Origin of the sequence: Mesorhizobium sp. M0437 (assembly GCF_040321335.1) — a bacterium.
Classification (GTDB): Bacteria; Pseudomonadota; Alphaproteobacteria; order Rhizobiales; family Rhizobiaceae; genus Mesorhizobium.
On sequence record NZ_JAMYRK010000030.1, the window covers coordinates 48,715 to 71,575 of the forward strand.

Here is a 22,861-nt window from a genome sequence, read left to right on the forward strand (position 1 = left end):
GGCACTGGAGACCGATTTGAATGGCGACGAACCTTGCCCCGGGTGCACCCGGCATTCCGGCACGCTGGACCTCGAGCGCCAAGAGCGGCGTCGGCACCGCGCTCTCGCCGGCCTGCCCGATCTGGTTCACCATCAGCCACGGTATCCTCAACGAGATCTACTACCCGCGCCTCGATAGCGCATGCACCCGCGATCTGGGGCTGATCGTCACCGGACCCGACGGCTATTTCTCGGAAGAAAAACGCGATGCCGAACACAGTATCGAACCCCTGGCGGACGGGGTGCCTGCCTACCAGCTGGTCAACACCGCAAGCGATGGAACCTACAGGATCGAAAAGCGCATCCTGACGGATCCGGAACGTCCCGTCTTGCTGCAGGAGATTATGTTCACGCCGCTCAAAGGCGCGGCCGCCGACTACCGCGTCTACGCGCTGCTGGCACCGCACCTCGTCAACGCCGGCATGGGCAACACCGCCTGGATCGACGACCATGAAGGACAGCCTGTCCTGTTTGCATCGGGACGCGGCACCTGCCTGGCGCTCGCCTCGTCGGTGCCGTGGAAGGCGTGCTCGGCCGGCTATGTCGGCGTCTCCGACGGCTGGCAGCAGCTTGGTCAAGGCGGCCGGCTCGATCCGGCCTGCCGCAGGGCCGAGGACGGCAATGTCGCGCTGACCGGCGAGATCGCCTTTTCGGCTGCGAACCCAAAAATATTGCTGGCGCTGGGCTTCGGCACGACGCCGCAACAGGCGGCGGAAACCGCTTTCGCCAGCCTGAGGCAAGGTTTTGAGCCCGCAGCCGGATCCTACGTCGACAAATGGCGCAAATGGCAGGCCGGATTGCTGCCGCTGGACCGGCATGCGGCGTCCGGCCTCAACAGCTACCGCCTCAGCACGGCGGTGCTGGCGACACACCGGTCGTCCGCCGGAGCAGCCGTTGCCAGCCTGTCGATCCCGTGGGGCTTCAACAAGGGCGACGACGATCTCGGCGGCTATCACCTGGTCTGGCCGCGCGATCTGGTCGAAACCGCCGGCGGCTTCCTCGCTGCCGGCGACCCGGCGGAAGCCTTGCGCATCCTTGGCTATCTGCGCTCGATCCAGCAGCCGGACGGCCATTGGCCGCAGAACGCCTGGCTCGACGGATCGGCCTATTGGCCGGGCATCCAGATGGACGAATGCGCCTTCCCGCTGCTGCTTGCCGACGCACTGCGCCGCGCCGGCCATTTGCCGCCTGCCGCACTCTCCTCCTTCATGCCGATGATCGAGCGCGCTGCCGCCTATGTCGTGCGCAACGGCCCGGTCACCGGCGAGGACCGCTGGGAAGAAGACGCCGGCTACAGCCCGTTCACACTTGCGGTCGAGATCGCCGCATTGCTTGCGGCTGCGGACATCTTCGATGCCGCCGGCAAAACAGAGCCGGCAAACTATCTGCGCGAAACCGCCGACGTCTGGAACGATCAGATCGAGCGCTGGACCTACGTGGCCGGCACCGCCGCATGCGAGCAAGCCAGCGTCGAAGGCTACTATGTCCGGATCGCCCCGCCCGACAAAGCCGGCGCGGCATCGCCGAAAGACGGCTACGTCCCGATCAAGAACCGCCCGCCGGCCGATACGGACCGGCCGGCCAAGGCGATCGTCAGCCCGGATGCGCTGGCGCTGGTCCGCTTCGGCCTCAGGGCGGCCGACGATCCGCGCATCCTCGACACGGTCAAGGTCATCGACGCGCAATTGCGCTGCGAGCTGCCGCAGGGCCCGCTCTGGTACCGCTACAATGGCGACGGCTATGGCGAGCATGCCGACGGCGCGCCCTTCGATGGAACCGGCCGGGGCCGGCCCTGGCCGCTGCTGGTCGGCGAGCGCGCTCATTACGAGCTGGCGGCAGGCCGCAGGGATAGTGCGGCAAGCCTGCTCAGGACGTTCGAGAACTCTGCCGGACCGGGCGGCCTGCTACCGGAGCAGGTCTGGGACGGTCCCGACATGCCGGAGCGCGAATTGCGGCATGGCGGGCCCTCCGGCAGCGCCAAGCCGCTGGTCTGGGCGCATTCCGAGCACATCAAGCTGCTGCGGTCGCTGCGCGACGGCACGGTGTTCGACATGCCGCCGCAAGGCGTCAAGCGCTATATCGAGGGCAGGACGGTGTCGCGCTTCAGGGCATGGCGCTTCAACCACAAGATCCGTACCATCCCGGCAGGCAAGGCGCTGCGCATCGAACTTCTGGCCCGGGCGGTGGTTCATTGGAGCAGCGACAATTGGGCAACCGTCCATGACACCGAGACCACCGCGAATGCTTTCGGCATCCATCTTGCGGAATTGCAGGTTGCCGAGATTGCTCCAGGCAATAGCCCGGGCAATAGCATTGTCTTCACTTTCTTCTGGCCCGATAGCGGCCATTGGGAGAATGCTGACTTTTCTGTCGGCATCGGCGATACAGGATAGAGCATGACCCCGCAAAGTGGAGACCGGTTTTCGGACAAGATCATGCTTCAATCACGGCGCCACTAGATCATCGATCCCTCAAGTAAGGCAGGACGAGACCATGCAGATAGGAATGATGGGACTGGGCCGGATGGGCGCCAACATGGTTCGGCGCCTGCTGCGCGATGGCCACGAATGCGTCGTCTACGATATTAACCCGGCGAGCGTCGCCGCGCTTGTGAGCGCCGGCGCGGTCGGAGCCGCCTCGATGGAGGAGTTCGTCGGCAAGCTGGCGAAGCCGCGCAGCGCCTGGCTGATGCTGCCTGCGGCGATCACCGGCAAGATCGTCGACCAGGTGGCTGCCCTGATGGAGCCGGGCGACATCATCATAGACGGCGGCAATTCCTATTATCACGAGGCCGTCGACCACGCCGCGCGCCTCGCCTTGAAAGGCTTGAGCTATGTCGATGTCGGCACCAGCGGCGGCGTCTGGGGCCTCGAGCGCGGCTACTGCCTGATGATCGGCGGCCCCGACAGCGCGGTCCAGCATCTCGATCCGGTCTTCGCAACGCTGGCGCCGGGCGCCGACGCCGCTTCGCCCGCTCCTGCCAAGGATGCCGGAACCTCGCCCTTCGGCTATCTTCACTGCGGACCAAGCGGCGCCGGCCATTTCGTCAAGATGGTCCATAACGGTATCGAATATGGCGTTATGGCCGCCTATGCCGAAGGCATGAACATCCTGAAGTCGGCGAATGTCGGCAAACGGCAGCGCACCGCCGATGCCGAAACCAGCCCGCTGGAAAACCCGCAATATTACCAGTTCGACATCGACATCGCTGAAGTGGCCGAGGTCTGGCGGCACGGCAGCGTCATCGGCTCGTGGCTGCTCGACCTGACGGCCGGCGTACTGAAGGCCGATTCGTCGTTGACGCAGTTCGGCGGGCGGGTCTCGGATTCCGGCGAAGGCCGCTGGACGCTGAAGGCGGCGATCGACACCGGCGTGCCGGCGCCGGTGCTGTCCTCGGCGCTGTTCGACAGGTTCTCCTCGCAAGGCGAATCCGAATTCGCCGACAAGCTTCTGTCCGCCATGCGCTATGCCTTTGGCGGCCATGTCGAAAAACCCAAGGCCGGCTCGTGACGGGCGACAGGGAGGCACGCCCATGAGCCAGGAACGATCGGACACGCTGGTGCTTTTCGGCGCCACCGGCGATCTCGCCCACAAGAAGATCTTCCCCGCCCTTTACGCCATGGTGGCCAAAGGGACGCTGAACGAGCCGGTGATCGGCGTCGCCTTCGATCCCTGGGACCTGGCCAAGCTGCAGGCGCGCGCCCGCGACGGCATCGTCAACGCCTTGGGCAGCATCGACGACAAGATCTTTGCCAGGCTTGCATCGTTGCTGCGCTATGTCAGTGGCGACTATCGGGCGCCTGCGACTTTCGAGAAGCTGAAGACCGCGCTCGGCAGCGCTGAGCGGCCGCTGCACTATCTGGCGGTGCCGCCGGCGATGTTCGAGGTGGTCGTCCAGGGGCTGGAGCAGTCGGGCGCCGCCCAGGGCGCGCGCCTGATGGTGGAAAAGCCGTTCGGCCACGATCTGCAATCGGCGCGCTGGCTGAACCGGGTGCTGCATCTGGTCTTCGATGAAAAGTCGATCTTCCGCATCGACCATTATCTCGGCAAGGAGGCGATCCAGAACCTGCTCTATTTCCGCTTCGCCAATTCCTTCCTCGAGCCGATCTGGAACCGCAATTACGTCGAGAGCGTGCAGATCACCATGGCCGAGGATTTCGGCGTCGAGGGCCGCGGCCGCTTCTATGACGAGGTCGGCTGCATTCGCGACGTCATCGAAAACCATCTGCTCAATATCCTCTTGCTGCTCGCCATGGAACCGCCGGTCGGCCGCTCGGCCGACGATCTCATCGACGAGAAGGTGCAGGTCCTGCGGGCGATCCGGACGCTGACCAGGGACGATGTGGTGCGCGGGCAGTTCGACGGCTATCTCAACGAGCCGGGCGTGGCGCCGAACTCGCCGGTCGAGACCTTCGCGGCGGTGCGCTTTTTCGTCGATACCTGGCGCTGGCAGGATGTGCCGTTCTTCATTCGCGCCGGCAAATCCCTGCCGGTGCACGCCACCGAGGTCATCGTGCAACTGAAGCGGCCGCCGCTCGACGTCTTCGATCCGATCAAGCCCGGCGACTGCAATCACGTGCGCTTCCGCATCGATCCTCAGGTGGCGATCTCGATCGGAGCCCGGCGCAAGGCGCCCGGCGATGACATGGTCGGTGAGCAGGTCGAGCTCACCGCGCTCGACGATTCGAAGGGCGACATGCCGCCTTACGAGCGGTTGATCGGCGACGCCATGAACGGCAACGGCCAGCTGTTCACCCGCCAGGACGCCAGCGAGCTCGCCTGGCGCATCGTCGGCCCGGTGCTCGGCGACACCACGCCGCCCCCTGTCTACGCGCCAAAGACATGGGGGCCGGCCGAAGCCATGGCTGGATTCGGGCCGCCGAACGGCTGGATCAATCCGGCGAAATGATTTCTGGGAGGCGAAGGCGATGGCCAAGGCGGTGAGGCACCCGGCATCGGAGGAAGAAAAGATCGTGCTTGCGATCGATATCGGCGGCTCGCACGTCAAGATCCGCACCAGTGCCGGCGGCGACGAGCGCAAGACCGCTTCCGGACCGGAGCTTACGCCGCAGCAGATGGTCGCGGCGGTGAAGACGCTCGCCGAAGGGCTGCACTACGATGTCGTCTCGATGGGCTATCCGGGCCCGGTGCACCACAACCGGCCGCTGACCGAACCCGCCAATCTCGGCAAGGGCTGGGTCGGCTGCGATTTCGCCGCCGAGTTCGGCAAACCGGTCAAGGTCGTTAACGATGCGCTCATGCAGGCCATCGGCAGTTATGAGGGCGGCCGCATGCTGTTCCTTGGCCTCGGCACCGGCCTTGGGGCCGCGATGATCGTCGATAACGTTGCCCAGCCGATGGAGCTTGCCCATCTTCCCTACAAGAAGCGCGGCAGTTTCGAAGACTATGTCGGCGCACGCGGCCTGCAAAAGCGCGGCAAGAAGAAATGGCGCAAACACGTCTTCGACGTGGTCGACCGGCTTCGCGCCGCCATGCAGCCGGACTACGTGGTCATCGGCGGCGGCAATGTCGACGAACTCACCGACTTGCCCGCCGATTGCAGACGCGGCGACAACACACGCGCCTTCGAGGGCGGATTTCGACTATGGCGCGACAAATCCCTGATTATTTGATATTGCTGATTGTCTGATATTATCGAGCACCGGCTCAGGGTTGTTAATCCCGCGCTGCCGTTAGTATTATTATTCAAAATAATGTGTGACGTGGTGCGGCGTCATTGCATTGCGCAGATTTGCCGACTAGGAATTTCTGCGACCCCCATGGACGGAGAGATAGATTGACCGACGACAACAACAACGCTCGCAAAAATATCGACCTGCTCGAGCTGACCGCCCATATCGTGTCCGCCTATGTCGAGAAGAACCGCTTGCCGGCTTCCGGCCTCGGCGATCTCATCGCCAGCGTCAGCGCTTCCATAGGCGGGCTCGGGCAACCGGCAGTGCCGGTCGCCGCGCCGCTGACGCCTGCCGTCAATCCCAAGAAATCGGTGACGCCGGACTACATCATCTGTCTCGAGGACGGCAAGAAGTTCAAATCCTTGAAGCGCCATATCGGCGTTCATTTCGGGCTGACGCCCGACGCCTATCGCGCCAAATGGGGCCTGCCGTCGGACTACCCGATGGTCGCCCCCAACTACGCGGCCTCGCGTTCGCAGCTGGCCAAGGCGATCGGTCTCGGCCGCAAAGCCCCGCCCGCGCCCACGCCCGTCAAGGGTAGGGGCAGGAAGGCCAAGGCGACGGCCTAAAGCATCGTTCGAAGCCCTGCAAACGCAAGCCTCGAAGATTGGCAGGACAGAGGGGGGCGCGAAGGAACTCGACCTGCGCGCCAAATAACCCTCTCCATCTCCGCCGAGCGTGGTTGCCGCCTGCAATTGGTATGGCAGCCTGAAAAAAGCTGGAGCCACGCCGGATTTTTGCGCGCGCCCTGCGCCGAACTGCGCTAAAGGCTTTGTTGGCCGGACCAGCGCCCATCGTGGAAGTGCCCCGCCGGCCGACATAGCCGCCACGGGGCCTTATTCCATGACCACAGAATCCCAAGTACCATCCGACCAGCGCTATGCCGCCTTTCGCCATCGGCCGTTCCTGAGCTACTGGGCGGCGCGCTTCCTTTCGACATTCTCCACCCAGATCGTGTCGGTCGCCGTCGGCTGGCAGATCTACGATCTGACCCGCGACCCGTTCGACCTCGGCCTTGTCGGCATCGTCCAGTTCCTGCCTTCGCTGCTGCTGGTGCTGGTCACCGGCGACGTTGCCGATCGTTTCGGGCGCCGTCTGATCATGGCGCTGGCGGTGCTGGTCGAGGCGGGCTGCGCCTTGGCCCTGCTGCTGCTGACGCTACGCGGCCTCTCCGGGCCGATGCCGGTCTTCATCGTGCTCGCCATGTTCGGCATCGCGCGCGCCTTCTTCGGGCCGGCCTCCTCATCGCTGTTCGCCAATCTGGTGCCGCCCGAGGATTTCGCCAACGCCATCGCCTGGAACTCGTCCGCCTGGCAGACGGCAACCATCGTCGGGCCGGTCGCCGGCGGCCTGCTCTACGGGCTTTCAGCCGAAGCCGCCTACACCACCGCCGCCGTGCTGATGCTGGTTGCCGCCGTGCTGATCTTCACCATCCCGAAGCCTGCCCAGCGCAGCCGGACCGACAGGCCGACGGTACAGACCCTGTTCGCCGGCTTCGGCTATATCTGGAGCGAAAAGATCGTGCTCGGTGCGATTTCGCTCGATCTGTTTGCGGTGCTCCTGTCCGGCGCCTCGGCGCTGCTGCCGGTCTACGCGCGCGATATCCTCGAACTCGGCCCATGGGGGCTCGGCCTGTTGCGCTCGGCGCCCGGCGTCGGCGCCATCTGCGTCGCCATCTGGCTGGCCGGACACCCGATCCGCAACCATGCCGGCCTTGTCATGCTCGGCTTCGTCGCGCTGTTCGGCGCGTTCACGGTTCTGTTCGGCCTCTCGACCATCGCCTGGCTGTCGATTGCGGCCCTTGCGCTGCTCGGCGCCACCGACATGTTCAGCGTCTATATCCGCGAGACGCTGATCCAGCTGTGGACGCCGGACGACGTTCGCGGCCGCGTCAACGCTGTCAACCAGGTTTTTGTCGGCGCTTCCAATGAGCTCGGCGAATTCCGCGCCGGTACGATGGCGGCGTTGATCGGCACGGTTCCGGCCGTGGTGGTCGGGGGTGTCGGGGCGATCGCTGTTGCCGGCCTATGGGCGGTGCTGTTCCCGCAGCTGCGCAAGGTGCGTCATCTCAGGGGGCGAAACTGATTACCGCAGCGCCGGCTTGCCGAAAATCATCGGCAGGAACTCGCCGAGCCAGCGCTTGAGGTGCATGTCCCAGATCAGCCGGCCGCCGAGATGGTCGCGGCCGGGCTGCGCGCCGGGCAGTTCGAAGCGGTGCGCGCCGCGCACGACCCAGCGCTGCATCATCGCCCGGGTCAATTCGCCATGGAACTGGATGCCCCAGGCATTGTCGCCATAGCGGAAGGCCTGGTTGGGATAGGTTTCGGCCGTCGCTAATAGCGTCGCGTCCTTCGGCAGCGAAAACCCTTCGCGATGGAACTGATAGACCATCTCCGGCCAATACATCAGCCTGCTGCCCGCTTCGGTCGCCTTCAGCGGATACCAGCCGATTTCGACGAGGCCCTCGCCATGGCCCTCGACCCTGCCGCCGAGATGCTTGACCAGCATTTGCGCGCCGAGGCAGATGCCAAGCAGCGGCCGGTTCTCGTTGAGCGGAATTTTGAGCCAGTCGGTCTCGCGGCGGACGAACTCGTCGCCGTCATTGGCGCTCATCGGCCCGCCGAACACCACGGCGCCGGCATGGCCATCCAGCGTCTGCGGCAAGGCCTCGCCGAGCGGCGGTCGGCGGATGTCGAGATCGAAGCCTTCCTCGATAAGCATATGGCCGACCCGTCCGGGGCTCGAATGCTCCTGATGCAGCACGATCAGGATCTTTGGTCTCGGACTTGGCTTGGGCGGCATTGGAAGGCGGGATCCTGTCTATTCGTCGCTTGAGGTTCCGGCAGCACCAGGAACCGCGGCGGCCGCCTTGAGGCGCGCCTCGACACGGTCGCGACGTTCGACGCCGATCAGCTCGGCGACCCGCCACACGGTATTGTCCTCGAGCTCGTGCAGCTCGCCATCGGCATAGACGATCTCCCACATCAGGCCGATGAAGGCCTTTCGCGCCTCGGCGTCGAGATGGCGCTTGAGCACGCTGGTGAAAGCGTAGAGGTCGATCGCCTCATTGTCGGCCCGCTCGCCGGCAGCCGCCAACGCGTCGAGTTCGTCGCCGCTGATCGAGTAGCTTTCCGCCAGCACCTTCTTGAACCGTTCCCATTCGCTATCCTGGCGCACCCCGTCGGCGTTCATCACGTGGAAAAGCAGGGCGGACGCGGCAATGCGCGGATCGTCGGCGCTGGGGCTGGCGCCACCACCGGACGGCAGATCCCTTAGAAACGACAAAACGCGTTCGAACATCAAATCATTCCCAATAAGCCCGGGTCCACTCGACCCTGATCAGAATAAACGAAACCGGCGCGTCGATTTATCCGCTGCGTCGTCTGGATCGACGCCGGGGTCGTCGGGCAGCCGCGTCAGCTCCTGCGCCGGCTCGACTGCCTCGGCATCTTCCGGCACTTGGGCAAACGCCGCCGCGGTGATTGGTGTCACATGATCCTCGCCGGCACGGTCGTCCGTCTTTTCCTCGGTCGCTGTGCCCGGTGTCTCCGCCGTGTGCTCGATCGTCCCGGCTCTTTCCTGTACCGGCCCGGCTGGAGCCGCGATGGCCGGCACCGGCGCCTCCGGCGTATCCTCATGACCGTCGATCAACTGCCCGAGCCGCTCCATCGGCGCCCGCCATTCGAATGCATCGAGCCTGCCGGTGATCGGCGATACCGGAGCCCAGCGTTCGGAGACGACACCATCGGCAACCCAGGCCGGGTCGCGCGGCGCTCTCACCGCCTTCGACAGCAACTGCCGCACCTTGCCCTGGTCGCCGGTCTCGGCCTCCTCGATATCGGCCAGCAGCAGATAGGCGCCTTCGCGGCGATCCATGCGGATCGCGGCTTCCGCCTCCCGGCGGGCGGTTGAAAAATCCTGCGCATCCAGCGCGGCGCGCGCCACGGCAAGCGAGGACTCGGCATGGTTCTTCTTCAGCTCCTGCAGCTTCTTTGCCCGGTTCAGCCGGTCGAGCACGGCATCGCCCGGCCTGGCATGGGTGTAGAGCTCGGCGATCTCCGGATGCGGCTCGGCCTTCCACCCCGCCTCGAGGATTTTCGAGCCTTTGCGCACGTCGTTCTGCCTAAACAGCAATTTCGCCGCGACGACCGCCGCCGGTGCAAAATCCGGCCGCAGCCGGTTGGCTTCGAGCGCCGCCGCCCTTGCGGCATTGGCATCGCTGTCGATCAGCGCCTGCGCCTTGGCGGTCAGCAGCACGGCGCGGCGGCGGTTGGCGGCGTCACGCTCGATCTGCCGGGTCGACTTCTGGGCATCGACCAGTTTCAGCGCGCCATCCCAGTCGCCGCGTCCGGTCAGGTCTTCCAGCGTCGATTCGGCCGCCCAGGCCAGTTGCGGCGCTACCGCCGCGGCACGGCCGGCATAGTGGCGGGCTGCGTTGCGGTCGCCGAGCCGCTCGGCCTCGAGATAAAGCCCGCGCAGGCCGAGCAGCCGCATTTCGGGATCATCGAGCATGGTCTCGAACTTTTCGCGGGCGCCTTCATGGTCGCCTTCGAGCAGCGAGGCCTGCGCGTCGAGCAGCTGGATCAGTGGCTCCTGATCGGAGCGGATCAGCTTTGCCGCTTCCTTGGTCTTCTTGCGGGCGAGCGCGCCGTCACCGGCGCCGGCGGCGATCATCCCGGTCGACAGCGCCTGGTAGCCGCGGTCGCGGCGACGCACGCGGAAATAGCGCGAGATCGTATAGGGGCTGTTCCACAGCGCCTTGATCAGCCACCAGACGATCATCACCGCGGCAACCACGGCAACGACCGCCACCGCCGCGACCATCAGGCTGACCTGGTATTGATAGCCATTGAAGGTGACGAGCATTTCGCCCGGCCGGTCGGCCAGCCAGGCGAAGCCGAGCCCGAGCGCAAAGACGACGGCAAGGAAGGCGAGGATGCGGATCATCGGGTTCCTCACGCCTTCATCGCGCCGGCGATGAGCGAATCGATCTGCGTCTCGACCTCCATCCGCGCTTTCAACTTGCCGGCAAAGTCGGCGCCGGCGGCCTTGGCCGCCTCAGGCAGGGTTTCATATTCGCTGAGCGCCTTGGCGTAGTCGCCCTGGTTGACCGCGACCTCCATGCGAGCGACGGTTTCCGGGACGCCGGTGCCTTCGACGGCGCCGATCGGCCTGACCTTGACGAGCGATTCGGCGCTGGACAGCAGCTTCTGCAGGATGCCGGCATTCTGGTCGATGGGAGTTGCGGCAGCGACCATCGCGTTGGCGGCGCCGTCCGCTTCGGCGGCGATCTCGGAGCGCATCGGGACGCCCTTTTCGGCATAGGTGCGCAACGTCGCAATCTCGGGTGCATCGGGTGAGATCGCGGCAAAGGTTTCGAGCTCGGCGGCGAACGGTGCACCACGGTCGAGCGCTGCCTTGAGCGCCGAAGCGGCAATGGCCAGTGCGATCTTCGGCTGCGAAGCCTGTGCATCGACCTTGCTCGAGATCTGTGAAACCGACTGTTCCAGGGCCGCAAGCCGGCTGTCCTGCGCCTTTGTCGTCTCGCCGGCCGATTTCACCAGCGCATCGAGCGCGGCCAGCCTGTCGTTGAGCGGGCCGAGATCGACCGGCGCCGTACCGCCGGCTTTGCCGAGGGCCGCAACCGCCGTCTCGATCTCCCTTACCTTGTCGCCAAGTGCTGCCAGGCCGGCATTGTCGCCGGCACCGCCTTGCTCGACCGCCGACTTCAACGCCGCGACGTCCGCCCTGACCTGATCCAGCGCCGACGACAGCCCGTCCACCTTGGCCGATGCGTCATTGTTGGCGCCGGCCTGTCTGAGGTCCGCGACCTCGCGTTTCAGCGAAACGATCTCACCATTGACCGCGTCGAGCGACACGCCGCCCGACCCCGGCGCACCGAGCAGGCCGGCAAATTGCAGCCCGCCGGCCGCGGCGAGGGCGATGACGCCGCCGATAATACCGGCGGCGATGCCGTTGATGCCGCTTCGCTTCGACTGCGCTGCCATATGGTCGTCCCTCGTCTCAGCTGTCTTCTCACCGGAACCTGGGATCCTCGGTTCGTTGGCCCCGGTTCCGCTGGATGCATCTTCGAAACTGTAATCGGAAACCGCGGAGCGCCCGGCCGGCGCATCCGAACCGGCGGGATAAGGGGTTTCCGCTTCCGTGGCAGAATCGACGCCGGCGTCCGCCGGCTCTTGCGTGCCGGCCGGCGCGGCTGCGTCGGCATGTTCCCATGGCTCGAGATCGGTCTGGTCCGCATGCACCGGCTCTTCAGGTGGCTCCGGCTGCGAGGCGTTCGCCGCTTCCTCGGCCCGCGCCTCGTCGGTCTGCGAGGTCACGGCATCCTGTTTGTCGGCGACTCGCGAGACGGCGCCAGGCTCAAGCTCGATGGTCACCGGCTCACGGCGGCTCTTGGAATGCCGCATCTTCGGCGTCTTGACCATGCTCGGGCTCCGCAAAATTCGCTTCGGGATGGTTGAAAGGGTCTAGCACATCACCAAGCGGTGAAAAGGGGCGGCGTGATGACGCCACGGCTTGGAGTTCAGTTTTGGCAAAACGCCGCAGGGCCGAATCCGCGTTTCAAGCCAAGGCCCATGCTCGGCACACAAAAAACCCGCCTCGGCGGGCGGGTCGTTGGAGCCAATTGGCACCATAACCAAATTACTAGCATAGCTGCCGGCACAAAGCAAGAACAAAATGTGCCCGAGGGCAATCGCCTGCGTTTGGCGCCGCCCTTCAAGCACGGCACAGAGCCGCCGCTAATGCCATCAGCGCGGCGCCTGCAAAAGTCCCAGCAAGGCATCTTCGCTGGGCTCGAGCGCAATCCGTATCCTTTCGCCAGCGACATCGCCCAAGGCCGCGGCAATGCGTCCCGACAGCGCGAAACAGCGCGTGTCCTGAAAAAGGCTACGCAGCGCCGGCCGGCTAGCCAGGGCCTGCATCGCTTTTGCCGCCTTGGCCGAATAGAGCAGCACCGCCTCGACCGGCCGGGCGGACAGGCGCGCAAGAACGGCCTCGTCGGAGTAATCCAGGACAACGGTGTCGTAGGTCTCGACGGCGCGGACCTGAACGCCCGACGCCAACAGCCCTTCCTCGAAGCCGGGAAATCGCACCCGCCCGCAGAGATAGACGATCGTCTGCCCCGCGTAAGCGCCAGCAAGCGCATCGGCCAGCGCCTCGGCATTGCCCGGGCCTTCGCTGACCGACAGAAACCCGGCAGCGCGGGCGGCTTCCGCCGTCTTCCTGCCGACGGCGTGGCACGGCAAGCCGGCGAACGCCGCGATGACCTCTTCCGGCGCATGGCGAACGGCATTGGCGCTGGTGACCGCGACCGCCGCGGCGTCAGCGAGCGCGCCGGCATCGACCGGCAGCGTCACGGTTCCGGTCAATGGCAGCAGGATCGGCTGAAAGCCGGCATCCGCAAGCCGGCGCCCCGTGCGCGACGCGCCCGGTTCGGGCCTCGTCACAAGGACGCGGAGCATGTCAGGTCCAGCCATCGAAGAATGTTTCGCCGGCCTTGGCCCGAACGGTCGCCGCGGCGTCCGCGCCAATGCGCGCCGCCTCCTGCGCCGGCCCTTGCAGCCTGACTTCATGCGACTGCGTGCCATCGGGCGAGATGATCAGCCCGGCAAAGGAAACCGTTCCGCCCGATATCGTCGCATGTCCGGCGATCGGCGTGCGGCAGGACCCGTCGAGCGCCGCCAGGAAGGCGCGCTCGCAGGCCAGCGCCTCGCCGGTCGGCCCGTCGTGGATCGCTGCCAGCATCTGTTCCACGTCGCGGTCTCCGATGCGGCTTTCGATGCAGATCGCGCCTTGCCCCGGCGCCGGCGGAAAGACCTCGAGCGGCATCAGGTCGGTGACGACGTCTTCGAGCCCGAGCCGCTTCAGCCCGGCATAGGCGAGGATTGTGCCATCGGCGATGCCGTCGTCGAGCTTGCGCAGCCGCGTCTGCACATTGCCGCGAAACATCACCACCTCGATGTCCGGCCGCATCCGCCGGATCAGCGCCTGGCGCCGCAGCGACGACGAACCGACCCTGGCGCCTTGCGGCAGGCCGGCAATCGTTCGCGCCGCCTTGCCGATGAAGGCATCGCGCGCGTCCTCGCGCGGCAGGAACGCGGACAGTTCGAGCCCCTCGGGCAACAGCGTCGGCATGTCCTTCGACGAATGCACGGCGATGTCGATGCGGCGCGCCAGCAGCGCCTCCTCGATCTCCTTGGTGAACAGGCCCTTGCCGCCGGCTTCCGACAGCGGCCGGTCCTGGATGCGGTCGCCGGTGGTCGAGATGACGACCACCTCGAAAGCTTCCGCCGGCATGCCGTGCGCCGCCATCAGCCGCGCCTGCGTTTCATGCGCCTGCGCCAGCGCCAGCGGGCTGCCGCGTGTTCCGATTCTCAAGGTTGTTTGCATGACGCGTCGTCCGTGATAACCCCCGGCAGGTTTTCGGGCTTTCTCCTATCGGGGAAAGGCCGGTTGCACAATCATCGAGGACAGCGACGAATTGATCCGCGTTCTGGGCATCGAGACGAGTTGCGACGAGACCGCCGCCAGCGTGGTGGCGCTGGACGGTCGCAGCACGCCGCAAATCCTGTCGAACATCGTGCTCAGCCAGATCGAGGAGCATGCTGCTTTCGGCGGCGTCGTGCCGGAGATCGCCGCGCGCGCCCATGTCGAGGCGCTCGACGGCATCATCGAGGCAGCGCTGGCCGATTCCGGCGTCGAGCTCGCCGACATCGATGCGATTGCCGCCACCGCCGGCCCCGGTCTTGTCGGCGGGCTGATCGTCGGCCTGATGACGGCCAAAGCAATCGCCGCGGCAGCAAAAAAACCGCTGATCGCCATCAACCATCTCGAAGGCCACGCGCTGACGGCCAGGCTGACCGACGGGCTCGACTTTCCCTACCTCTTGCTGCTGGTCTCCGGCGGCCATACCCAGATCGTCGCCGTGCGCGGCGTCGGCGACTACCAGCGCTGGGCGACGACGATCGACGACGCGCTTGGCGAAGCCTTCGACAAGACGGCCAAGATGCTCGGCCTGCCCTATCCGGGCGGACCGAATGTCGAGAAGGCGGCGGCAACCGGTGACGCGACGCGTTTCGCCTTTCCGCGCCCGATGAAGGGCTCCGTGCAGCCCGATTTTTCCTTCTCCGGCCTCAAGACCGCGGTGCGCCAGGCGGCAACCGCGATTGCCCCGCTGAGCGACCAGGATGTCGCCGATATCTGCGCCTCGTTCCAGGCGGCGGTCGCGGATGCGCTGGGCGACCGTGTTGCGCGGGCGCTGACCCGGTTCCGTCAGCAATTCCCGGACAAGGCCGAGCCTGCATTGGTTGTCGCCGGCGGCGTCGCCGCCAATCGGACCATCAAGGCGACATTGCAGGGCCTGTGCGAGCAGGCCGGGTTCAGCTTCGTCGCGCCGCCGCTCAACCTCTGCACCGACAATGCGGCGATGATCGCCTGGGCCGGCATCGAGCGCTTGCGCGCCGGCATATCAGGTGAAAACGCCGCCGATTTCGTGCCGCGCTCGCGCTGGCCGCTGGACAGCGTCTCGGCCCCGATGGTCGGCTCGGGCCGGCGTGGGGCCAAGGCATGACCGGCAGCGAGCACAAGGCGCCAAGCGGCTGGCGCGTCGCCGTGCTCGGCGGCGGCGCCTGGGGCACGGCGCTGGCGCTGGCCACGCTGCGCGCCGGTCATTTCGTCCGCCTCTATGCGCGCGACCCGGAGACCGTCGCGGCGGTCGACCGTGGCGAAAATCCGCGCTATCTGCCGGGCATTGCGCTCGATCCCGGCATCGTGGCGACGAGCGACATCGAGGCGGCGCTCGACGGTGCCGACTGCGTTCTGGCGGTAGCGCCGGCGCAATCGTTGCGGATTATGCTGACGGCCGCGTCCAGCCATATGCCGAAAGGCGTCCCGCTGGTCCTCTGCGCCAAGGGCATCGAGCGCGACACCGGCGCGCTGCTGTCGTCCATCACCGAGGAAATACTGCCGGCAAATCCGGTCGCCGCTTTGTCCGGCCCAAGCTTTGCCACCGACGTCGCCAGGGGCCTGCCGACGGCCGTCGTGGTCGCCGCCCGCGACGAGGCTCTGGCCACCGACCTTGCCGCCCGCTTTTCGGCGGAAAATCTGCGCTGTTATTCGAGCGACGACCTGATCGGCGTCGAGATCGGCGGCGCGCTGAAGAACGTCTTTGCAATTGCCGCGGGTGCCGTCACCGGCGCCGGGCTCGGTGCCAGCGCCCAGGCGGCGATGGTGACGCGCGGCTTCGTCGAATTGCGCCGCATCGGCGCCGCCTTTGGCGCCAGGCCGGAGACGTTGATGGGGCTTTCCGGCCTCGGCGACCTGCTGCTCACCTGCTCGTCCGCGCAGTCGCGCAATTTCGCCTATGGGCTGGCGCTGGGGCAAGGCAAGCCGCTTGTCGGCTTGCCTTTGGCCGAAGGCGTGCCGACGGCGGCAATCGCCGCCCGCATCGCCGGCGAGCGCCAGATCGACGCGCCGATCATCGCCGCCGTCGCCGCCATACTGGACGGCACCATAACTATAGACCAGGCTGTGTCGGCGTTGATGACAAGGCCACTCAAGACCGAAACCGACATGTAATCGCGAACGATTGCGGAGATGGAAAGATGCTGTTTGCGTTGATTTGCAAGGACAAGCCAGGAAGCCTGCAGGTGCGGCTCGACACGCGGCCCGAGCACATTGCCTTTCTGGAAGGGCTGAACGGCGACAAGAAACTGGGTTTCGCCGGCCCTTTCCTCGACGCCGACGGCAAGCCGGACGGCAGCCTCGTCGTTGTCGAGGCGCCCGATCTGGCGGCGGCAAAAGCGCTGTCGGCGGCGGATCCCTATACCAAGGCGGGGCTGTTCGAAAGCGTCGAAATCCGGCAATGGAACTGGAGCTTCAACAAACCTGTGAGTGAATGATCGTTCGTTCGCCCTGCCCCTCATCCGCCTGCCGGCACCTTCTCCCCGTGAAGAACGGGGAGAAGGGAGAAGCTCCAGCGCTGGCGACCCCTCTCCCCGTCCTTACGGGGAGCGGGTAAGGGTGAGGGGCAGCGCCAACGCTGGATAGCGACAAACCGACAACGGCAACGGGACAACTGAGATGAACTACTGGCTGTTCAAATCCGAACCTTCGGTCTTCTCCTTCGAGGACCTCAAGGCCAAGGGCAAGGCCGGCACGCAGTGGGACGGCGTGCGCAATTATGCGGCGCGCAACAACATGAAGGCGATGCAGATCGGCGATCTCGGCTTCTTCTACCATTCCAATGACGGGCTGGACATCGTCGGCATCGCCGAAGTCTGCGCTCTGGCCCATCAGGACAGCACCACCGACGATCCCCGCTGGGAGTGCGTCGACATCCGCGCCTTCAAGGCCATGCCGAAGCCGGTGACGCTGGAGCAGGCCAAGGCCAATCCAAAGCTGGCCGACATGGCGCTGGTGCGGCTCGGGCGGCTGTCTGTGCAGCCGGTGACGCCGGCCGAATGGCAAGAGGTTTGCCGCATGGGCGGCCTGACGCCGGCGCCATGACGGCGCTGACGCCGGACAGCGCCAGGAAATTCATCCTCGACAACACGGCGCTGATGGCGCCGCCGCATGTGCCGGAGATCCGCCTGCACCTGGCCGACGAGGCGCACGAACTGTGGCAGCGGACCGAGGACGAGCTGACCGAAATCGGCCTGCCGCCACCCTTCTGGGCTTTTGCCTGGGCCGGCGGCCAAGGCCTTGCCCGCTACATCCTCGACAATCCGGCGGCGGTGCGCGGCAAGCGCGTGCTGGACTTCGCCTCCGGCTCCGGCCTTGTCGCCATTGCCGCGGTGAAGGCCGGAGCTGCCGAGGTGATCGCCGCCGATATCGACCCATTCTGCGCGACCGCGATCCGCCTCAATGCCGAGGCAAATGGGACCGAGATAAAATTCCTCATCGGTGACTGCATCGGCAGCGATGCCGGCTGGGACGTGGTGCTGGCCGGCGACGTCTTCTACGACAAAACTTTCGCCGACAGGCTGATGCCGTGGTTCGTCGCGCTGAAGGCGCGCGGTGCCGACATTCTCGTCGGCGATCCCGGCCGCTCCTATCTGCCGAAGACCGGGCTGGAGCCGCTTGCCGTCTACGAAGTGGCGGTGACCCGGGCGCTGGAGGCCGCCGAGGTCAAGCGCACCACCGTCTGGCGCCTTGCTTGACGGCATCGCCGAACAGGCGTTCCATCGCGCAATCGACCGGAGGGAACCATGGATTTTTCAGCAATCAATTGGCTGGCGGTAATCGTCGCCGCCGTCGTGGCGTGGTTGTTCGGCGCGGCCTGGTACATGGGCTTGAGCAAGCCGTGGCTGAAGGCCGCCAAGCTTGATCCGGCGACGATGAGCAAATCGATGCTGCCCTTCGTCGTCTCCTTCATCGCGGAGCTCGTCATGGCGCTGGTCATGTCGCTGATCATCGGCGCCGTAACCGGCGGCGAGCCGAGCCTGCTTGCCGGGGTGATCTTCGGCTTCGTTCTCTGGCTGGGGTTCGTCGCCACCACGCTTTCGGTCAACCATCGTTACGAAGGTTTCGGCTGGGATCTGACGCTCATCGATGTTGGTCACTGGCTCGGCGTGCTGCTTCTCATCGGCGCGGTGATCGGCTGGTTCGGCGCGGCGGCGGGCTGACCGTCAGCTCGGGGTCCTGGCGATTTCCTCGAGAAGCCAATCGCGAAAGGCGACGATGCGCGGATCATTCGCCGCGGTCTCCGGATAGACCAGGAAATAGGCGAATTCGGGCGCGACCTTGATGCCGAGTTCGAACGGCCGGATCAGCCTACCTTCCGAAAGGTCGTTTGCCACCATGGCGAAATCGGCGAGCGCGACCGCGTTGCCGTCGAGCGCGGCCTGGACGGCATCCGTCGAATTGCCGAACACGATGGTCCGGCTGTCGTCGAAATCGTCGACGCCCGCCGCCGCCATCCACATGCTCCAATTCGGCCAGGTGACGCCCTGGCGTGACCACTCGATATGGGCCAGCGTATGATGGAACAGGTCGCGCGGCTCCTTGAGCGGCGGCCCTGACCGCAGCAAGGCCGGGCTGCAGACGGGGATGATGACGTTTTCGAACAGCCGGTGCGAGCGAAGCCCCGGATATTTGCCGGTGCCGAAACGGATGCCGAGATCGACGTCGTCGCGATCGAAGTCGCGCACCTCGTAACTGATGTCGAAACGCAGCTCGATTGCCGGATGCTGCTTGCGAAAATCGTCGACGCGCCGCATCAGCCACTTCGTCGCGAATTGCGCATCGAGGGTGACCTTCAGCAGCGCCGATCCGCGCGCCGTCTTCTGCGCCCGTGAGACGGCCCGGCCAAGCAGGTCGAGCGCATCGGTCGAAGCTTCGAACAGCACCGCGCCCGCCTCGGTCAGCCGGATCGTGCGGCTGGTGCGTGTGAACAGCACGATGCCGAGCTGATCCTCGATTTCCTTGATCTGATGGCTGACCGCTGCCGGCGTCAGGCCGAGCTCGTCGGCGGCGCGGGTGAAATTGAGGTGCCGCGCCGCTGCCTCCAGCGTCCGCAGCGCACGGGTTCCAGGCAGCAGGCGCGCCATCAGTGCCAGACGAGGAGGGTTCGGTCGAGGGTTCGGTCGAGCATTCCAATCATCAAACAGAACTTGAAGATGCAGAAAAAACTACTCGTTTCCCGTTTGAATTTCAATCCGCCATGATCTGAGCATCGAAGAAACATCAAACCGGATTTGATGTCCGGAGAAGCGGATTGCACCATGTCTGACATCGCCTTGCGCTCGGTAACCCTCCGCCCGGCCTGGCTGCGCGCCGTGCTTGACTGGCTTCGGCACGCAAAAATCGCGGTCAATCTTCCCTACCAAAATGTCGAGGATCTCTCCGATCGCCAGCTTCGCGACATCGGCGGCGAACGCAAGGACATCGCACGCGCCATGGACCGCGAACTCGGCCGGCTCGGCCTTCTCGACATCGGGTGGCAAAGGAGTAGGGGAGTAGGGGAGTAGGAAAGCTAAGCGGCGCGCCCGCCCCTGTCTCTACTCTTACTGCCCTACTCCCCTATTCCCCTATTCCCTCACCTCACCACCCTTACCACCGTCCGCTCTGACAGCAGCGGCAGCAGCCGCGCCATGGTGCGGGCGGTTACCGCGACGCAGCCTTGCGTCGGCGTGAAGCCGGGGCGCGCCAGGTGGAAGAAGATGGCGCTGCCGCGCCCGCGCCGGCGCGGCACAATGTTCCAGTCCAGCACCAGGCAGGCGTCATAGAGATCGTCGGTGCGCAGCATCCGCTCATGGCTGGCGCCATAGGGGATTTTGACCGGGCGGTTGTAGTTGCGGTCCCCAGGCACTTCGCACCAGCCGAGGTCGCGGCCGATCGGCGTCATCGCCAGCCGCGTCCGGCGGCCGCCGGCAAAACGGTCGCCGCGAAAATATCCCGACAATATCCGCATCGAGGCAAGCGGCGTGGCGCCGTCGCCCTCGCGCTTGCCGGCCGAGATGCCGCCATGCCCCAGCGCACATGGAAACACCAGTTTGCCGGCCTGCAGAAAGCCCTGGCTGGGTTGGCCGGGGCGCGCGCGCACGGTGAGCACGGTGAGCCCTTTCGGCAAAATTGCACCGACTGCATTGCGATCGTGTTTTTTCTTGTATGATCGTGCCACGGAACAAATCACTGTGAACGGCTGTTGTGCCGGTCAGCTTCCGCATAAACAGGCAGCGGTCAACTGAAATCTCTTTTCAAAACAACGGATTGATCCATGACTTCACGCACCATTCTGATCGTCGACGACGATGACGACCTGCGCGGCACCCTTGTCGAGCAATTGTCGCTTTATGAGGAATTCGATGTCCTGCAGGAAGCGACCGCCGCCAAAGGCGTCGCCACGGCGCGTGGCGGGCTCATCGACCTGCTCATCATGGATGTCGGCCTGCCCGACATGGATGGCCGCGAGGCGGTAAAGATATTGCGCAAGGGCGGCTACAAGGCGCCGATCATCATGCTGACCGGCCATGATACCGATTCCGACACCATCCTTGGCCTCGAGGCCGGCGCCAACGACTATGTGACGAAGCCGTTCCGTTTTGCCGTGCTGCTGGCCCGCATCCGCGCGCAGTTGCGCCAGCACGAACAGAGCGAGGACGCCACTTTCTCGGTCGGCCCCTACACGTTCAAGCCCAGCCAGAAGCTTCTGATCGACCCGCGCGGCGCCAAGGTGCGATTGACCGAAAAGGAAGCCTCGATCATCAAATATCTCTACCGTGCCGACCAGAAGGTGGTGACCCGCGACGTGCTGCTGGAGGAAGTCTGGGGCTACAATTCCGGCGTCACCACGCATACGCTCGAAACTCACGTCTACCGGCTGCGCCAGAAGATCGAGCGCGATCCTTCCAACGCGGAAATTCTCGTGACAGAAAGCGGCGGCTACAAGCTGGTTCCTTAAACATTTCATTATTCAAATAAGCGATCCGGGCGGGGCGCTTTTCGGGTACGGTCCTGAGGCTGGAGGTGGTTTTGGATCGGCCTCGTAGGGGAGGAGTCGGACTGACGGTTCGGGGACATAGCTAGATGGCGCTGGATGACGACATCCGCATCCTGTCCACCGTGAGGCTCTTCGAGGGCTTTACGCAGGAACAGCTGCGTCTGCTCGCCTTCGGCGCCGAAACCACCATGTTGAAAGCCGACCACAAGCTTTACCGCGAGGACGACGAGGCTGATTCGGCCTACATCGTGGTCAGCGGCCGCATCGTCCTCTACCGCGAGCACGACGGCGAGCGCATCCCGATCGGCACCGTCGGCCCCGGCACCATGCTCAGCGAACTGGCGCTGATCGCCGACACCAACCGGCTGACCAGCGCCTCCGCCGAAATCGATTCGGAAGTGCTGCGGCTCAGCCGCAAGATGTTCCGCCGCATCCTCGAGGAATACCCGGAACTGGCGGTTCACCTGCACCAGCGCATTTTGGAGGATTTCCAGGCGATGATTCGCCGCATCGAGGAACTTGGGCCGCGTTTTGCCGGCTAATATAGCGCCTCTGGCCTAACCAGATCGACTTCGGAACTGCGAGGGCTCAGGGCCGGTGCGTTGCGGAAACAAGCTCGGCCTTGCGCCGTGCCGTCTCCAGTCCGAGCGCAATGAAGCGGCGCGCATGTTTGGCCAGCTCGATGTTGTCGGTCCACAGATTGCGCCAGATCGCGGTTTTCCGCGACAGGTTCGCGTCGACGATTTCCGAGGAGAAGGATTCGAAGCTGAGGTCGTCGCTGTAACCGATGGCGGTCAGCGCATCGAATATCGCGGCAAAATCGATATTGCCGGTGCCGAGGAAACCGCGATGGCTCTCGCCGATATGGACATAGCCGATCTTCCCGACCGCATTGCGAATGGCCAAGCCGACATCGGCCTCCTCGATGTTCATGTGGAAGCTGTCGAGATGCAGGAAGATATTGTCGGAGCCGCTGTCCGCGATGAAGGCCATGCCTTGCGCGGCGGTGTTGAGCAGATTGCTTTCGAAGCGGTTGACGATTTCGAGGTTGAGGGTGACGCCGGCTGATTTTGCCGTGTCCGCCACCTCGGCCAGCGTGCCGGCGCTGCGGTTCCACTGGTCACGCGTCGGCGCCTCGCTCTGCAAGCCGTGGCTGGTGCTGAGGATGCCGGCAACCTTCTGGCCGCCGAGATCGCGGGTCAGCGCGATCGTGCGTTCCAGGATTTCGACGCCGTGCGCGGCAATCGTTTTGTCGGCGCTCGAAATATCGCCGTCGGCCGGCAGTCCAATGCTGATCGCAACGCCGAGGCCGAGATCGGCGATCCGCTTGGCCAGGCCGTCAATGTCGACATTGGCGGGGTCGAGATAGGAGAATTCGATCAGGTCGAAGCCGGCTTCCCTGGTGTTGGCCAGCGTCCGCTCGAGGTCGCCCTGCGCCGAGCTCGCCGACCAGACGAATGAGTGGATTCCGATGCGCGACATGATCGTCTCCGGTTATTTCCAGCTGACCCAAGTCCAAAGCGGTTTTGGCAATCCGATGCTCGGACAAAAAGGTGGGGCCGGTCCTTACCGGCGCCCCCCCCATGGGCGGCGTTGCGGGCCCCCGGGGCCCCCGCGGTAAAACTGAAAATTACGGCGCGGAGGCCAGTCGGGGGGGGCCTCC

Annotated in this window: 24 protein-coding genes; 15 read left to right on the forward strand and 9 right to left on the reverse strand. The window is 65.2% G+C overall.

From position 1 onward, the window contains the following. The first annotated feature begins 20 nt into the window (after positions 1-20). The 6 genes from NKI72_RS19535 to NKI72_RS19560 all read left to right on the forward strand — a co-directional run bounded on the left by NKI72_RS19535 (position 21) and on the right by NKI72_RS19560 (position 7,820). Positions 21-2,432, forward strand: coding sequence for a glucan 1,4-alpha-glucosidase (locus NKI72_RS19535; protein WP_352834698.1), 2,412 nt, complete (start codon positions 21-23; stop codon positions 2,430-2,432). Between the two features lie 100 nt (positions 2,433-2,532). Further along, positions 2,533-3,549 carry a phosphogluconate dehydrogenase (NAD(+)-dependent, decarboxylating) gene (gnd, locus tag NKI72_RS19540; protein ID WP_352767430.1) on the forward strand — a complete coding sequence of 339 codons (1,017 nt, stop codon included), beginning with the start codon at positions 2,533-2,535 and terminating at the stop codon, positions 3,547-3,549. Between the two features lie 22 nt (positions 3,550-3,571). Then, a complete protein-coding gene (gene zwf, locus NKI72_RS19545; protein WP_352772220.1) occupies positions 3,572-4,948 on the forward strand; it encodes a glucose-6-phosphate dehydrogenase in 1,377 nt (458 codons plus the stop codon). 19 nt (positions 4,949-4,967) lie between these two features. Beyond that, on the forward strand, positions 4,968-5,672 hold the full coding sequence (locus tag NKI72_RS19550) for an ROK family protein (protein WP_352850524.1): 705 nt from the start codon (positions 4,968-4,970) through the stop codon (positions 5,670-5,672). Between the two features lie 164 nt (positions 5,673-5,836). Further along, positions 5,837-6,304 carry a Ros/MucR family transcriptional regulator gene (locus tag NKI72_RS19555; RefSeq protein ID WP_352613172.1) on the forward strand — a complete coding sequence of 156 codons (468 nt, stop codon included), beginning with the start codon at positions 5,837-5,839 and terminating at the stop codon, positions 6,302-6,304. Between the two features lie 274 nt (positions 6,305-6,578). Continuing rightward, positions 6,579-7,820: an MFS transporter gene (locus NKI72_RS19560; RefSeq protein ID WP_352832425.1), complete on the forward strand. Its 1,242-nt coding sequence runs from the start codon at positions 6,579-6,581 to the stop codon at positions 7,818-7,820. Here NKI72_RS19560 and NKI72_RS19565 read toward each other — a convergent pair whose 3' ends face one another. The 6 genes from NKI72_RS19565 to hemC form a co-directional block, all read right to left on the reverse strand. Next, a complete protein-coding gene (locus NKI72_RS19565; RefSeq protein WP_352832422.1) occupies positions 7,821-8,537 on the reverse strand; it encodes a glutamine amidotransferase in 717 nt (238 codons plus the stop codon). It abuts the gene before it with no gap. A gap of 18 nt (positions 8,538-8,555) precedes the next feature. Further along, positions 8,556-9,035: a tellurite resistance TerB family protein gene (locus tag NKI72_RS19570; RefSeq protein ID WP_352832420.1), complete on the reverse strand. Its 480-nt coding sequence runs from the start codon at positions 9,033-9,035 to the stop codon at positions 8,556-8,558. Between the two features lie 39 nt (positions 9,036-9,074). Further along, on the reverse strand, positions 9,075-10,682 hold the full coding sequence (locus tag NKI72_RS19575) for a heme biosynthesis protein HemY (RefSeq protein ID WP_352683749.1): 1,608 nt from the start codon (positions 10,680-10,682) through the stop codon (positions 9,075-9,077). 8 nt (positions 10,683-10,690) lie between these two features. Then, on the reverse strand, positions 10,691-12,181 hold the full coding sequence (locus tag NKI72_RS19580; RefSeq protein ID WP_352832417.1) for a COG4223 family protein: 1,491 nt from the start codon (positions 12,179-12,181) through the stop codon (positions 10,691-10,693). Positions 12,182-12,505: 324 nt separating this feature from the next. Next, the gene (locus tag NKI72_RS19585) at positions 12,506-13,219 is read right to left on the reverse strand and encodes a uroporphyrinogen-III synthase (protein ID WP_352850526.1); all 714 of its coding nucleotides are present in this window, start codon (positions 13,217-13,219) and stop codon (positions 12,506-12,508) included. A 1-nt stretch (position 13,220) separates the two neighbouring features. After that, entirely contained in the window at positions 13,221-14,147 is a 927-nt protein-coding gene (hemC, locus tag NKI72_RS19590; RefSeq protein WP_352540855.1) for a hydroxymethylbilane synthase, read from the reverse strand. A gap of 94 nt (positions 14,148-14,241) precedes the next feature. On the opposite strand from hemC, the gene tsaD reads away from it, so the two are divergent. From tsaD to NKI72_RS19620, 6 genes are all read left to right on the forward strand, one after another. Continuing rightward, a complete protein-coding gene (gene tsaD / locus NKI72_RS19595) occupies positions 14,242-15,327 on the forward strand; it encodes a tRNA (adenosine(37)-N6)-threonylcarbamoyltransferase complex transferase subunit TsaD (protein WP_352540951.1) in 1,086 nt (361 codons plus the stop codon). Next, entirely contained in the window at positions 15,324-16,334 is a 1,011-nt protein-coding gene (locus NKI72_RS19600; RefSeq protein ID WP_352540854.1) for an NAD(P)H-dependent glycerol-3-phosphate dehydrogenase, read from the forward strand. Before tsaD ends, NKI72_RS19600 begins: the two co-directional genes overlap by 4 nt. 26 nt (positions 16,335-16,360) lie before the next feature. Continuing rightward, positions 16,361-16,657, forward strand: coding sequence for a YciI-like protein (locus NKI72_RS19605; RefSeq protein WP_352470768.1), 297 nt, complete (start codon positions 16,361-16,363; stop codon positions 16,655-16,657). Positions 16,658-16,838: 181 nt separating this feature from the next. Further along, positions 16,839-17,264, forward strand: a complete 426-nt coding sequence (locus NKI72_RS19610) for an EVE domain-containing protein (RefSeq protein ID WP_023680473.1) — start codon at positions 16,839-16,841, stop codon at positions 17,262-17,264. After that, a complete protein-coding gene (locus NKI72_RS19615; RefSeq protein WP_352832432.1) occupies positions 17,261-17,917 on the forward strand; it encodes a class I SAM-dependent methyltransferase in 657 nt (218 codons plus the stop codon). Before NKI72_RS19610 ends, NKI72_RS19615 begins: the two co-directional genes overlap by 4 nt. 48 nt (positions 17,918-17,965) lie before the next feature. After that, on the forward strand, positions 17,966-18,382 hold the full coding sequence (locus NKI72_RS19620) for a DUF1761 domain-containing protein (RefSeq protein ID WP_023680475.1): 417 nt from the start codon (positions 17,966-17,968) through the stop codon (positions 18,380-18,382). Positions 18,383-18,385: 3 nt separating this feature from the next. On the opposite strand, the gene gcvA is transcribed toward NKI72_RS19620, so the two are convergent. Further along, positions 18,386-19,306, reverse strand: a complete 921-nt coding sequence (gene gcvA, locus NKI72_RS19625) for a transcriptional regulator GcvA (protein WP_352767415.1) — start codon at positions 19,304-19,306, stop codon at positions 18,386-18,388. Positions 19,307-19,480: 174 nt separating this feature from the next. Here gcvA and NKI72_RS19630 point away from each other — a divergent pair, with 174 nt between their 5' ends. Next, positions 19,481-19,726: a hypothetical protein gene (locus NKI72_RS19630; RefSeq protein WP_352451326.1), complete on the forward strand. Its 246-nt coding sequence runs from the start codon at positions 19,481-19,483 to the stop codon at positions 19,724-19,726. A gap of 68 nt (positions 19,727-19,794) precedes the next feature. On the opposite strand, the gene NKI72_RS19635 is transcribed toward NKI72_RS19630, so the two are convergent. Beyond that, positions 19,795-20,331, reverse strand: coding sequence for a L,D-transpeptidase family protein (locus tag NKI72_RS19635; protein ID WP_245274862.1), 537 nt, complete (start codon positions 20,329-20,331; stop codon positions 19,795-19,797). Positions 20,332-20,475: 144 nt separating this feature from the next. Between NKI72_RS19635 and NKI72_RS19640 the strand changes: the two genes are divergently transcribed. Both NKI72_RS19640 and NKI72_RS19645 read left to right on the forward strand, forming a co-directional pair. Then, positions 20,476-21,159 (forward strand): response regulator transcription factor, encoded by a 684-nt coding sequence (locus NKI72_RS19640; RefSeq protein WP_023680479.1) that lies wholly within the window; start codon positions 20,476-20,478, stop codon positions 21,157-21,159. A gap of 125 nt (positions 21,160-21,284) precedes the next feature. Further along, the gene (locus tag NKI72_RS19645) at positions 21,285-21,740 is read left to right on the forward strand and encodes a Crp/Fnr family transcriptional regulator (protein ID WP_352470773.1); all 456 of its coding nucleotides are present in this window, start codon (positions 21,285-21,287) and stop codon (positions 21,738-21,740) included. A gap of 46 nt (positions 21,741-21,786) precedes the next feature. Here the strand turns inward: NKI72_RS19645 and NKI72_RS19650 are convergent, their stop codons facing one another. Beyond that, positions 21,787-22,680: a sugar phosphate isomerase/epimerase family protein gene (locus NKI72_RS19650; protein WP_352540852.1), complete on the reverse strand. Its 894-nt coding sequence runs from the start codon at positions 22,678-22,680 to the stop codon at positions 21,787-21,789. Positions 22,681-22,861 lie beyond the last annotated feature (181 nt).